We start from the raw sequence: 12,386 nt of genomic DNA, 5'->3' as shown, positions 1-12,386 counted from the left end.
CATGCCGGATTCCCCTGGCCACCCTCAGGCGGTATTTAGTCGTTCCGGCCTCCTTGACCGGCACTCTCCTCCAGAGTGAGCCTGTGCAACCAAGCGCCACGTGCTCGACAGGGAGGGACACCATGGCCTTACTGTTCGTCGGCAAAGATCCCGAGTCCGGAGATCACGGATCACCGGCTGTGTGGGTGGACCAGGAGACGAAGGATCTTGTGATCCAAGGGTGGACGGCAGACGACCAGACCACGGGCGAGAGTTCTCAGGACGTGTCAATCCCCGGGCATGAGTCGGTGATCAGGGTTCCGAAGCGGATGGTGCCGCTTCTCAGGGAGGCGCTCCGTGTCGCAGAGTCTGACTGACTTCGCTGATCTCATCCGGTCCGCGCAGGTGTCAGCCGTGCATCTTGAGATGCGCGATACATACGGCGTCGCAAACGAAGTCGAGGGCTTCGACGCCTGGAAGCGAGGCCACCGGCTCGACCGAGATGACTGCGCCTCATGGTGGCGGCCTTGGCTCGATCTTGTGCAAGAGGTCACTGCTAGGGGTGTGCTGATTCGAAGGGCCCGCATCGTCTCTGAGCCTGTCAGCGACTACATCGCCTTCGAGCACTCCGGCACTTTCACCAACGTGGCTGCCGGCGAACAGGTCCGCTGGCTACCCCGGCGCCAAGCATCCGACTTGGCGTTGCCCGGCAATGATTGCTGGATCTTCGATGGCCGACTTGTGCAGTTCAACATCTTCGACGGCGTCGGCAGGTGGGTTCACACCGACCAGACTGACGACCCAGCCGTGACCGAGTTGTGCGTGGCCGCGTTCGAAGCTGTTTGGGACCGCGCCGTCCCGCACGAGAAGTACACCGTCTGAATCACTGGCCGGTCAGTTCATGCCTTCCTCCCCGCTTTCCAGCGCCCAAGCAGCGCGGGCAGCCGTGGCCGCCCGCCTGCAAGGGCTCATGAAGGACGCCGGTCTCTCAGGGCACGAGCTGGCCGCTCGGTGCGGTTGGCACAAGTCGAAGTCGTCTCGCGTTGCGCGGGGCCTCACCCCACCCTCGGACTCGGACATCCGGGCATGGTGTGCGGCCTGCGGAGCCGACGAGTACGCGGCTGACATCATCGCCGCGTCTCGAAACGCCGAGTCCATGTATATGGAGTGGCGCCAGCTTCACCGCGACGGCATGCGCCGCGTCCACGAACAGACGACACCGCTCTACCAGCGGACCCGCTCGTTTCGCGTCTACGCCTCGAACGTCGTGCCTGGCATGCTCCAGACCGCCGGATACACAACGGGGCTCCTCAAAGCCATCACCACGTTTCAAGGTACTCCGGATGACGTGGCTGAGGCGGTGGCCGCCCGTCAACGGCGATCGCGAGTCCTGAGTGAGGGCGATCACCGGTTCGCGTTGATCATCGAGGAGACGGTTCTTTACTACCTGGTCAGTGACGAAGCAGCCATGGCCGAGCAGCTTGAGTACTTGCTCACTGCCATGGGGAGGCCGAACGTGTCGCTCGGGATCATCCCCGCACGAGCCCGCCGGACGGTGTGGCCGCTGGAGGCTTTCTACGCGTTTGACGATCAACAGGTAGCCGTGGAGACGTTGACGGCAGAAATCAACGTGACCACTCCCGGGGAGATCGAGACGTATCTCCGGGCGTTCTCGCAGTTGTCGCAGCTGGCCGTACATGGAGCACCGGCCCGCGACCTGATCGGGAAGGCTCTTGCCGCGATCGGGTGAATGCGTGCAACCGCATGCAACACCGTGGACTGCCAACCAGCCGACTTCCTAACGTCGTTCCATCGACGAACGACAGCGGAGGGTGCGCCATGGCGGCGGACAGCGAGCAGGAACGCGGCCCATACGAGCCAGTGGGGGACGGGTGCCACCAGTCGTCGTGATCACCGCGAAGGACATCGGGAATCTCGTCCAGGACGCACACGGACGCGTGGGCATCCTCCGCGATGTGGTCCGCGACTTCGAGGACCCGGCCGTCATGCCCTCGGAACGACGCCCCCAGAGCATGGCATTTCTGATCCCTGAGAACGGTGGTAGGGAGTGGCTGGCACCCCCGAACACGGTCAGCCGCCTGCAAGCGCGATCACCGCACACCGCTGCGGCCAATGCGGTCACAGAGTCCTCGGCGTGAACGGCCGCTACGCCTGCACCTGGTGCGGCTACGCCAACCCATCGAGCGAGGGCACGACCCCGCTTCCCCAAGCCCCGCCCCTCTTGTGACCGATGCCTGCCGGCGCGGTGGGGCGGCTGCACGTGCCGATCACCCTCATGGAAGGAACTTCCGATGACGGTTGCACCTGAGAGGCCGGTCGCCGCTCTGCGGCAGGGCCGGGACCTGGTGTCCCCCGAACTGTTCGACAGACTCACGACGTTCTGCGCCGACGAGTACAGCCTCGATGCCGGCATGGCCGCGCGGATCATGGACGAGGCTCTGGCGTTCCTCTACGTGGCCGGTACCACCGAGCGGGAACACATCATGGCGCCCAGTAGGGCCGTGGATCCCGCCTGGCACACGTTCATGCTGCACACCCAGGAGTACGCCGCCTGGTGCGAGCAGCACTTCGGCCGCTATCTGCACCACGCGCCGAACTCCAAGACCCGCACGAGGGGCCTGATGTACGACGTCACCGACGCGATCACCGCCGCCGGGTTCGCGGTCGACAAGTCCCTGTGGGGCATCGCGGCGGACTGCAACGAGCCCACGTGCTGCTCCGACGGCCCGTGCTGCTGACCTGCTTCACTTGAACGAGGTACGGCCCGGACGTGGACAAGACGTCCGGGCCGCGCTGTTACCGGAGTAGACGATATGCACCACGTCAGCGGCGCGGAAGGCCGCACTCGCACCTGCGTCTTCCACATGCTCGGAGTCGTCTTCGGCTACGCCACGCACCACTGGAACGAACGGAAGCTGGGGGAGGTCGGTGTCGTCGGCCCCCTGACGCCGGGCGCGGACTGGTCCATGCTGTGGCGGCTGGCGGCCGACCTGAACAAGGAGACCGCCACCGAGACCGACAAGGGCAAATGGATCATGCTGCAGGCCCATCGGGCCTTCATCTGCGGCGCCCTCCTCGCCCGCTGGGACGAGGCGGGCTGGAAGCTGGAGCCCGGAGGGCGGCGCGTCGACTTCGGTGGCGCTGCCTACTGCAACCGGTACGAGCTGTGGACCGGGAACCTGACCGTCGAGGGCACCACGCCCGCCATGGTGGCACCCCGCCCCACGGTTTGAGGCGCGGCTTCGCTGGAAGAAGCCCCGGCCGACCGTCGGGAGGAAGGAGACGGGAAGCCGGGGCTGTCGGGCGTGCTCAGAGATGTCGGGGAATGCCGTCCACTGGATCGCTGATCAAGTGGGCCCAGACGAGTTTGCCCGGACCCTGACGGTCCGATACGCCCCAGTTCTCCGAGAGCGTGTCCACCAGCGGAAGCCCCCACCCGCCGACGGTTCCGGTTTCCGGCATGGCCATCAAGGGCCGCTGCTCGGAGGAGTCGTGGACCTCGATCCGGAGCCCGTTGAGGAGGGGGAAGAAACGAGTCTCGATCTCCCGCCCTGGCACGCGTGCGTGCCGGACGGCGTTGGTCAGGAGTTCGGAGAGTACGAGCGACGCGGCGTCCTCGATGTCGACGAGCCCCCAGTCGGCCAACGTCTTGCGCAGTTCACGCCGGGCCATGGGGACGCTCTTGGATCCCTGCGTCCACCTCAGGACGATCGGGTCGCTCCCGCAGGAAGCCGCGGAGGACGGGGTCACCAGGCCACCTCCACACTGCGGATCACGCGGGGGAGGAGATCGGTGGGGCGAAGGCCGGCGCCTGGGGGCCCGACGGGTGCCGTCGGCGCGAGGCTGACGGCACCCCTGCGAGGCCACAGCCGCCCCACGAGTAGTCCGATGAGGTGGACGATAGGGTTGCTCATGTTGACGCTCCTCGAAAGCGTTGGCCACGCCCCCGGACCGGTGCAACGGTCGCGGGGGTCTTCGTTTTTGTGCGGTAGATCGCACACAGCCGGGGCGGATTGCGATCCAGAATCAGAGTGGCCACATGCCAATGTGATGGCAAGCGGAATCACTGAGTTGGCATATTTGCCAACTCGATCGAATGGGGTGCGGGCCATCTGTGCGAGCATGGTGCCCGCATCGGGACCCAGGGCATCTGAAGTGGTCGGCGGGCCAGAGGGGGTACGCGGACATGGCACCACCCACCGTGCGGCGCCGCAGACTTGGGATGGAGCTGCGCCGACTTCGGGATCAGGCCGGACTCACTCTTGAGGATGTAGAAGCGCGTACCGGCCTCAGTGCCTCGAAGCTCTCGCGGCTGGAGAGCGCGACGCGAGGGGCGCGGCCGGCTGATGTCGAGCTGCTCTTGGGCCTGTTCGGGGCCGATGAGGCCCACTCGGAGTTCCTGCTGTCGCTCGCGAAGAACGGTGGGAAGCGGGGCTGGTGGCAGACCTACGACATCACTCCGGTGTACGCCGACCTGATCAGCTTGGAAGGCGACGCCGCTTCGGTCAGCAACTACGAGACTCTTCTGGTTCCTGGCCTGTTGCAGACGGCGGCCTATGCCCGCGCCGCCATCGGTGCTGTGGGCATGACCAGGACCCCGGAGGAAGTCTCGCGGCTGGTCGAAGTTCGCATGGCTCGCCAGTCCGTTCTGACGCGCCCCACCCCCTTGAAGCTGCGCGCGATCATCCACGAGGCCGCCCTCACTGCCCGTGCGCCAGGCACAGGTGTCATGCGGGACCAGTTGCAGCGCTTGCTCGACGTGGCGGAGTACCCGCAGGTGACGATCCAGGTACTCCCTGCCGATGCCGCGTTGCACCCTGGCGCGGCCGGCAGCTTTGCCATTTTGGGCTTCGGGCTGCCAGGACTGGACGTCGTACTGCTGGAACACTTGAACAGCAGCCTCTACATCGAGGAATCCGCCGATGTGGACGGCTACACGGAGGCATTCGAGCGGCTCACTGCCTCGGCCCTCTCGTTCGATCAGTCGCTGACCTTCATCGAGGACAAGAAGAAAGAGGCAGGATCGTGAACGTGATCACCCCGGACGCATCGACTCTCTCCGTTGCATGGCGTAAGTCGAGCCGCAGCGGAGCCAACAGCAACTGCGTCGAAGCCGGTCGCCTTGAGGGTGCGGCCGTCGTGCGTGACAGCAAGAGGCCCTGCGGGCCGGCGCTGCATTTCGCGGCCGACGTCTGGGCATGCTTCACGGCCGGGCTCCATGCCCGCAACGGTTCTTGAGAGAGCTACCGGAGAGGTCGGTGTGGGGCATGCGGCATGAATCTGTCGCGCCGGTGTGGCGCAGCAGCAGTTACAGCAGCGGTAACGGACAGTGTGTCGAGGTCGCGGATCATCTGCCGGGCGTCGTGCCCGTGCGGGACAGCAAGCGGCCCGCAGGGCCTTGACTGGCCTTCGGGGCGAACGCCTGGGAGCTGTTCGTCGGAGGGCTGAAGGACCAGAGTGCGCGTTGACCGGGTTCGCGCGGTGCGCTGATTGCCCGTAGGCGAAATCGACTGGCCCCCGGAGTGCGTCCCGACGCACCCTTGGGGTCATGTACGTACCCATGCCCGAGCCCGCGCCCCCGGTCTCCGCCCCGAAGCATCAGATCCGCGCCGTTCACACCGGCACCACGGTGACCGTCCATCAGGCGTATCGGCCGGAGATCGGGCTGGCGGCGGCTCGGGACGGGCGGTTTCCGGAGGCGTGGAAGCGGGACCGGATGACGTGGATCAAGCCGTCGTTCCTGTGGATGGCCTACCGCTGCGGCTGGGGCCTGAAGGAGGGGCAGGAGACCGTGCTCGCCGTCGAGATCACCCGGGAGGGTTTCGACTGGGCGCTGCGGAACGCCTGCCTGTCGCACTACGTGAGGGGTCTGCACCCGGACCGCGACGCCTGGAAGCGGGAGCTGCGGCGGTCGCCGGCTCGGGTGCAGTGGGATCCCGAGCGGGATCTGCACCTCCGGCCGCTCGCGCACCGCTCGCTCCAGCTCGGTCTGAGCGGTGAGGCCGCGCGCCGGTACGCGGACGAGTGGACGGTCGCGATCCGCGACGTGACACCGCTCGCGCACGAGATCCACGCCCTCGTCCGGGACGGCCGTACCGACGAGGCCGCGCGGCTGCTGCCCGAGGAGCGGCCCTACCCGGCGGAGGGCGGTCTCCTGGACCGGATCGCCCTCGGGTAGCGGCGCCCGGCGGACCGGCTCCTCAGACCCATCCCCGCCGGGCGGCCTCCGCGCCCGCGCGGAAGCGGCTGGTCGTGCCGAGGGCCGCCATCAGTTCGCCGACGCGACGGCTGTACGTCCGCGGGGACATGCCGAGCCGGGCCGCGGCGGTCTCGTCGGTGAGGCCGGCGAGCAGGGCTTCGAGGACCGGGCGGAGCTGCGCGGGGAGGTCGCGGGACGGCGGGGCGAGCCCCGCGAGTTCCCGGCCCGTGTCCCAGGAGGTGTGGTGGGCGCGGACCAGGGCCTGGACCACGACGGGGTCGCGGATGAGCAGCAGACCGTTGTAGAGGATCTCCAGATCCAGCGGGACGGCCGCGATGGCGCGGTCGACGACGATCATCTTGAACGGGATGGCGTCGGTGACCCGAGCCCGGCCCGGGACCCGTGCCGCGCCCGCCACATGGGGAACGGCGTGACGCGGGACGATACGGCGGACCTCCGCGGCCCGCTCCACCGCCGCGCGCATGCACGCTCCCGCCAGCTCCAGGAACGGCTCGGGGATCTCGCGGGTCATGGAGGCGACCGGGTCGTCGAAGGTCAGCAACTCCTGCCGGACCGAGGCGGCCAGGCCCGCCAGCGCGGCGCTGACCCGGCGGGTGCCGCGGACCGGGCGTCCGGGCGGGCGCTGGGGCTCGGGGCCGCCCCGGCCCATCGCCGACCGGGCGAGCGTCACGGAGCCCGCGGTATCCGTCACCGTCGACCACCCCCGCCCTCCTGGCTGTGCCACTCCATGTACGCACGCGACTTCACACGGTGACAACCCCTGTTGAAAAGGATGGCGAGTCCCTGCCACACCGGCGTGCCCTCGCCGCCATTTCCGCTTTGACCCCTCCGTGTCCCTCCGTTGCCCTCTTTCCTGGCCGACGGTCCCTCCCCGTCCCCTCCCCGTCCCGTCCCCGTCCCGTCCCCGTCCCGGCCCCTTCCCGTCCCCGTCCCGACCCCTTCCCGACCCCGCCGTCGGCCCGGATTTCCCGGGCTCTTCCCTCTGCCCCGGCGGCCCCATGATCGGCATCATGGGCCCATGGCCGCCCTGTTGCTCTTCCTCGCCGTCGTGTCCACCGGTCTGTACGCCGGGTTCCTGCTGATCTTCCGTACGGGGATCATGCCCGCGCTCGCCCGGCTCACCGACGAGGAGTTCGTGACCGTCATGCGACGGATCAACGAGTACGTGCCGAAGCCGGTGTTCCTGCTGGTCTTCCTCGGCGTGGCGGTGCTCCCGGCGGCGGCCCTGTTCGTGCCCGTCGACGGGCGGAGCGACACCCGGAAGTGGCTGGTCGTGGCCGGGCTCGTGGCCGCTCTGGCCAACCATCTCGTCACCGTCGCCGGCAACATCCCGCTCAACGCCGCCCTCGCCGCGCCCGAGGCCGAGGGCACGCCCGCCGCCACCGTGCGGGCCGCCTTCGAGGCGCGCTGGAACCGCTTCCACCTCCTGCGCACCCTGCTGATCCTCGCCTCCTTCGTCCTGCTGGCCGCCTCGGCGGTCCTGGCCGATCCGGCCGGCCCGGCGTCCGCGTGACCACGTCCGGTGCGGCCGGTACGCGGCCGACGCGTCGGTTTTCCCGTCGCGCAGCGTGACCGCGGCGGGCGGTCAGGAGCGCTCCGCATCGTGGACCTGACGTTCTGGAAAGCTGTCGCACCGTCAAAAGTCGTGGTCAGGGCGGTGCGACGGGTGGATGTCCCGGTCGCGGGTTCCCGGCGCACAGTGCTTCGGGTATCTTCCAGCTGCCGGAAAATGGGTACCCGGAGGTTTGTTTTCCCGGGCCGCGGAATGCCGGTTCGCGCGATGAGAGGGACGTGACTCCCAGTGGCGAAGCAGGACCGTGCGATCCGGACCCGCAAGGCGATCCTGGAGGCGGCGGCCGTCGTCTTCGACGAGCGAGGCTACGAGGCGGCGAAGCTGTCCGACATCCTCGCGCTCGCCCATGTGACCAAAGGCGCGCTGTACTTCCACTTCGACTCCAAGGAAGACCTCGCGCACGCCGTCCTCGAAGCGCAGGTGTCGGTCGTGCCCCCGGCGCCGCCGCAGCCCTCCAAGGTGCAGGAGTTCGTGGACACCGGCATGGTGTTCGTGCACCGGCTGACCCGCGACCCGGTGCTGAGCGGCAGCGTGCGGCTCACTCTCGACCAGGGCGGGCACGAGCTCGACCGCAGCGGCCCGTACCGCGAGTGGACCGACATCAACCGGCGGCTGCTGCGCGCGGCCAAGGAGAGCGGTGAACTCCTGCCGCACGCCGACCCGGAGGAGCTGGCCGGGCTGTTCGTCGGCGCCTACGCCGGGCTCAATCTGATGACGCACGCGCTGGAGGGCCACCGGTCGTCCATGGAGCGCTGGGCCTCCGCGCTCTATCGCCACGTACTGCCCAGCGTCGTCGTCCCCGCCGTCCTGACCGCCCTCGATCTGGAGCCCGGCCGGGGTGCCCGGGCCCTGGGCGTCGAGGAGACGGAAGTACCCGGGACGCCGGGCCCCGGTGCCGGTTTCCGCTGAGCCGGGCCGCCCGGCGGCCGTATCCTCGTCGGTTCCGACGATGGATTGGCGACGGATCGGCGACGTATCGAAGGCGGATCGAAAACGGACCGAAAACCATACCCGTGGGGCGAGTCGAGCGATCCGCGAGTACGTTTTCCCTTGTCCGGAAGCCTCGTTGATGACAACAAAACCCCCAAAGGGGGCAACGGCATCCGACGGGGAGGTGCCGATTCCGTACTCTGCGGTTTCTTATTGACATGCCGGACGGTCTCTTTTCTAATCGACCGGGGCATCCCGTTGCGCAGACGAATGAGCTGAGGGGGGCAAGGGTGGACGTCCGGATTCTGGGGGGACTCTCCGTACGGGAGAACGGGGCGTCGGTCACCCCGGCAGCCGCCGTGCCCCGGCAGATCCTCGCCCTGCTGGCCACCTTCGCCGGTCAGATCGTCCCGGCGTCCGTGCTCATGGAAGAACTCTGGCCGGCCGGTGCGCCGCGCCGCGCGCGCCACGAACTCAAGGCGTATATAGGCGAGTTGCGCTTCCTGATCACCGCCGCGCTGCCGCAGGGCCGGGGCGCCGGAGACGGGCGCACCGTCGAGACCATTCTCGCCGCCGAGCCCGGCGGCTACCGGCTCGACACCGGCCGGGGCTCCCACGACGTCTGGCAGTTCGAGCGCGCGGCCGGGGCCGGATACCGCGCGATGGAGGCCGGCGACCTGACCCGCGCCACGCTGCGGCTCGGCCAGGCCCTCGCGCTCTGGCGCGGCGAACCGTACGCGGGAGTCGCCGCCGGGCCGCGGCTGCGCGCCGAGGCCGAGCGTCTCGGCGCCTCCCGGCTCAGCGTCCTCGACCAGTGGGCCGAGGCGCACCTGGGACTCGGCCGGCACGCCGAGCTGATCCCCGAACTCGCCCTGCACGCCGCCCGGCATCCGCTGGACGAGCCGTTGAACGCCCAGTTCATCGTCGCCCTGCTGCGCTCCGGCCGCGTCGAGGACGCCCTGGAGGTCCACCGCCGGCTGTGCGCGCTGCTCCGGCGCGACGGCGGCCGGGAGCCCTCGGCGCGGCTGCGCCGGCTGCGCGACCTGCTGCTCGCCGCCCGGCACGCGCCCCCGCGCCGGGTGCCCGCTCAGCCGCGCGCCCTCCGGCCCACGCGTCCCGCGGTGTCGCTGAACCCGGGGGTGTCGAACGCGGGGTCGCCGAACCCGGTGCCTCCGCACCCGTTGTCGTCGATTCCGGCCCCCCTGTCGGTCCCGAGCGCCGCCGGCGCGACGGTCTGAGCCGCCCGCCCACCCCCGGGCCCGCCGCCGGAACAACGAGCCGACGTGACATCAAAAAATAGCGCAGCACTAGCAGATGACCGTGCGCGAGCGCAACGGTCGGGAATGAAGAGATCCGTGCCGCCGTTGACCGTCATCCACGACGGACACGGAAATCGGTCAGCGGTACGGGTCTGCGGGGCCTCCCCTGCGGCATCCCTCCGCTTGGCAGCGGGAGTTGAGGCATGACCCAGCACGACACGGAAGGGCACGCGGGCGAGGAGCGCCGCGGTGCGGCCGGAAGCGGCGGCGCCGGCGCGCTCGCCGTGCTGGAGCTGTTGTCCCGGCAGGAGCCACCCGAGCGGTTCGCCGAACTCGTCGACCAGGCACGGCAGTCCGGCGTCGAGGGCGCCGAACTGGCCGAGCTGACCCGGGCGGTCCACCTCGCGACCGGCGTCGGCCACGCCCTCGCCCGCCGCGAGCGCTGCGAGGCCGGCCTCGACGCCCTCGCCGACACCGCGCGCGACCTGACCCTGTCGTACGGCCTCGAAGACCTGCTGCGGACCGTCGTCCGCCGGGCCAAACGGCTGCTCGACCTCGATCTGGTCTGTCTCGCCCTGTCCTACGGCACCGCCCAGGAGGTCCGGGTCGTGCACGCCTCCGAGGGCGTGCTCACCCCACTGGACCAGGCCGGCTGCGCCACCGCCCTCGACGAGGACGGACTGGGCGCCCTCGTGCACGCGCGGGGCGAACCCGTCTGGACGGAGGACTACCTCCAGGACCGGCGGTTCGCCCACACGGCCGGCCTCGACGCGTTCGTCCGGAACGAGGGCCTGCGGGCCGTCCTCGCCGTACCGCTGCGCGTCGGCGGCGTGGTCGCGGGCGTGCTGTACGGGGTCGACCGCCGGGCCCGCCGCTACACCTCCGGCGAGGTCGCCCTGGTCGCCTCGCTCGCCGATCTGGCGGCGGTCGCCGCCGGGCGGGCCGGACTGCTCGACCGGACCCGGGCCGAGGTCGCCGAACTCGAACAGGACAGCTCGCGCGCCCGCACGGCGCTGACCCGTATGCGGTACACCGGTGAGGCGCACGGCCGGATCATGAACCTGATCCTGGCCGGCGGTGATCTGCGCCATGTGGCCGAGGCCGCCGGGGACGCGCTCGACGCCTGTGTCGTGATCCGCGACCCCGGCGGCCGCGTCCTCGCGTCCACCGGGGAGTTCGAGGGGCTGGACGAGGCGGCGGTGGCCAAGGCCGCGCTCGACGCCCACGCCGGCCGCCGCCCCGTCCGCGCGGACACCGCGGCCGGACTCGACGCCCACCACGCCCATGAAGGCGACGAGGGCGTGGCGGCCCGGCACCGCACCTGGGTCGCCCCGGTCATCGCCGGTTCCGAGGACCTGGGCGTCCTCGTCGTCCGCGCCGCCGTCCCGCTCACCGGCGAGGACGAGCGGCTCCTCGAACTCGCCGCCCAGTCCGTCGCGTTGCTGCTCCTCATGCAGCGCTCCACCGCCGTCGCCGAGGGCCCCGTCCGCGACGAGCTCCTCGACGACCTGCTCACCGAGCCGCGCCACGCTCCGCAGCAGATCACCCAGCGCGCCCGCCGCCTCGGCCTCGACCTGCGCCGGCCGCACGTGGTCGTGGTCGCCCGCGCCGAGGGCGGCGAGCCGGGCCGTGCCGTCGTGTGGGCGTCCTCGTACGCGTACCGGATGTCCGGCCTGAAGACCGTGCAGGGCGGCAGCGTCGTCCTGTTGCTGCCCGGCACCGACGCCTCGGCCGCCGCCAAGGCCGTCTCCGCCGAACTGGGCCCGCTGCTCGGCCACCCGGTGTCGGTGGGCGCGGCCGGGCCCGGCTGGAGCGCGGACAGCGTGTCCCGGCTCTACCAGGAGGCCCTGCGCTGCCTGGACGCGATGAGCGCGCTGGGCGGGGCGGGCACGGCGGCCTCGGTGGACGACCTGGGGTTCCTGGGGCTGCTGCTCTCGGACGACCACGACGTGGACGGCTTCATCCAGTCGGCGATCGGGCCGGTCCTGGAGTACGACGCCGAACGGTTCACCGACCTCATCCGCACCCTGGAGGCGTACTTCGCCTCCGGCGGCAGCCCCACCAACGCCGCCGAGGCGCTGCACGTCCATCCGAACACCGTCTCGCGCCGCCTCGAACGCATCGGCGAACTCCTCGGCACGGAATGGCAGAGGCCCGGCCAGGTGCTCGAAGTCCAGCTCGCGCTGCGGCTCCAGCGCACCCGCGACGTCCTCGCCCGCCGCCGTGTCACCGTCACCGAGCCCCGCCCCGCCGCCTCCGCCGTCGACCGCACCGGCCCGGCCCTGGGCGGCTGACCCCCGCACCACGCCGTGCCGCCCCACGCCGCACCGCCCACATGAACAAGGCCCGCACATGAACAAGGCCCGGAAGCCCCAGTCGGCCTCCGAGCCCCTGGGACCCGCTC

At 70.2% G+C, this 12,386-nt stretch carries 14 protein-coding genes and 1 pseudogene; 13 read left to right on the top strand and 2 right to left on the bottom strand.

The window, feature by feature from the left end; genetic code table 11:
- Positions 1-122 precede the first annotated feature (122 nt).
- The 5 genes from ABZ693_RS10990 (at position 123) to ABZ693_RS10970 (ending at position 3,233) form a co-directional block, all read left to right on the top strand.
- Positions 123-356, top strand: a complete 234-nt coding sequence (locus ABZ693_RS10990; protein ID WP_359875506.1) for a hypothetical protein — start codon at positions 123-125, stop codon at positions 354-356.
- Positions 337-861, top strand: coding sequence for a DUF6879 family protein (locus ABZ693_RS10985; RefSeq protein ID WP_359875505.1), 525 nt, complete (start codon positions 337-339; stop codon positions 859-861). Before ABZ693_RS10990 ends, ABZ693_RS10985 begins: the two co-directional genes overlap by 20 nt.
- A gap of 19 nt (positions 862-880) precedes the next feature.
- Positions 881-1,729, top strand: coding sequence for a helix-turn-helix domain-containing protein (locus tag ABZ693_RS10980; RefSeq protein ID WP_359875503.1), 849 nt, complete (start codon positions 881-883; stop codon positions 1,727-1,729).
- A 562-nt stretch (positions 1,730-2,291) separates the two neighbouring features.
- The gene (locus ABZ693_RS10975) at positions 2,292-2,738 is read left to right on the top strand and encodes a glycine-rich domain-containing protein (RefSeq protein WP_359875502.1); all 447 of its coding nucleotides are present in this window, start codon (positions 2,292-2,294) and stop codon (positions 2,736-2,738) included.
- Between the two features lie 75 nt (positions 2,739-2,813).
- A complete protein-coding gene (locus ABZ693_RS10970; protein ID WP_359875501.1) occupies positions 2,814-3,233 on the top strand; it encodes a hypothetical protein in 420 nt (139 codons plus the stop codon).
- Positions 3,234-3,309: 76 nt separating this feature from the next.
- Here ABZ693_RS10970 and ABZ693_RS10965 read toward each other — a convergent pair whose 3' ends face one another.
- Positions 3,310-3,672 carry an ATP-binding protein gene (locus tag ABZ693_RS10965; protein ID WP_359875500.1) on the bottom strand — a complete coding sequence of 121 codons (363 nt, stop codon included), beginning with the start codon at positions 3,670-3,672 and terminating at the stop codon, positions 3,310-3,312.
- Positions 3,673-4,186: 514 nt separating this feature from the next.
- Here ABZ693_RS10965 and ABZ693_RS10960 point away from each other — a divergent pair.
- The 4 genes and pseudogenes from ABZ693_RS10960 to ABZ693_RS10945 all read left to right on the top strand — a co-directional run bounded on the left by ABZ693_RS10960 (position 4,187) and on the right by ABZ693_RS10945 (position 6,178).
- Complete coding sequence (locus tag ABZ693_RS10960) at positions 4,187-5,029, top strand: helix-turn-helix domain-containing protein (protein WP_359875499.1); 843 nt, start codon at positions 4,187-4,189, stop codon at positions 5,027-5,029.
- On the top strand, positions 5,026-5,238 hold the full coding sequence (locus ABZ693_RS10955) for a DUF397 domain-containing protein (RefSeq protein ID WP_435842393.1): 213 nt from the start codon (positions 5,026-5,028) through the stop codon (positions 5,236-5,238). The genes ABZ693_RS10960 and ABZ693_RS10955 overlap by 4 nt, the downstream gene beginning before the upstream one ends.
- A 29-nt stretch (positions 5,239-5,267) precedes the next feature.
- Positions 5,268-5,399, top strand: a pseudogene (locus tag ABZ693_RS10950) (DUF397 domain-containing protein); the annotation flags it as partial.
- Between the two features lie 149 nt (positions 5,400-5,548).
- Positions 5,549-6,178, top strand: coding sequence for a DUF4291 domain-containing protein (locus tag ABZ693_RS10945; RefSeq protein ID WP_359875497.1), 630 nt, complete (start codon positions 5,549-5,551; stop codon positions 6,176-6,178).
- A gap of 22 nt (positions 6,179-6,200) precedes the next feature.
- On the opposite strand, the gene ABZ693_RS10940 is transcribed toward ABZ693_RS10945, so the two are convergent.
- A complete protein-coding gene (locus ABZ693_RS10940; RefSeq protein WP_359875496.1) occupies positions 6,201-6,911 on the bottom strand; it encodes a helix-turn-helix transcriptional regulator in 711 nt (236 codons plus the stop codon).
- A 327-nt stretch (positions 6,912-7,238) separates the two neighbouring features.
- Here ABZ693_RS10940 and ABZ693_RS10935 point away from each other — a divergent pair, with 327 nt between their 5' ends.
- From ABZ693_RS10935 to ABZ693_RS10920, 4 genes are all read left to right on the top strand, one after another.
- Complete coding sequence (locus ABZ693_RS10935; protein WP_359875495.1) at positions 7,239-7,733, top strand: anthrone oxygenase family protein; 495 nt, start codon at positions 7,239-7,241, stop codon at positions 7,731-7,733.
- Positions 7,734-8,021: 288 nt separating this feature from the next.
- Positions 8,022-8,702: a ScbR family autoregulator-binding transcription factor gene (locus ABZ693_RS10930; RefSeq protein ID WP_359875493.1), complete on the top strand. Its 681-nt coding sequence runs from the start codon at positions 8,022-8,024 to the stop codon at positions 8,700-8,702.
- 311 nt (positions 8,703-9,013) lie between these two features.
- Positions 9,014-9,961, top strand: coding sequence for an AfsR/SARP family transcriptional regulator (locus ABZ693_RS10925; RefSeq protein WP_359875491.1), 948 nt, complete (start codon positions 9,014-9,016; stop codon positions 9,959-9,961).
- 224 nt (positions 9,962-10,185) lie between these two features.
- Positions 10,186-12,276: a helix-turn-helix domain-containing protein gene (locus ABZ693_RS10920; RefSeq protein WP_359875490.1), complete on the top strand. Its 2,091-nt coding sequence runs from the start codon at positions 10,186-10,188 to the stop codon at positions 12,274-12,276.
- Positions 12,277-12,386 lie beyond the last annotated feature (110 nt).

The organism is Streptomyces laurentii, from assembly GCF_040635425.1.
GTDB lineage: Bacteria > Actinomycetota > Actinomycetes > Streptomycetales > Streptomycetaceae > Streptomyces > Streptomyces laurentii.
Note: the sequence above shows the minus strand (reverse complement) of the source record. Positions and strands in the feature narration are given on the sequence as shown.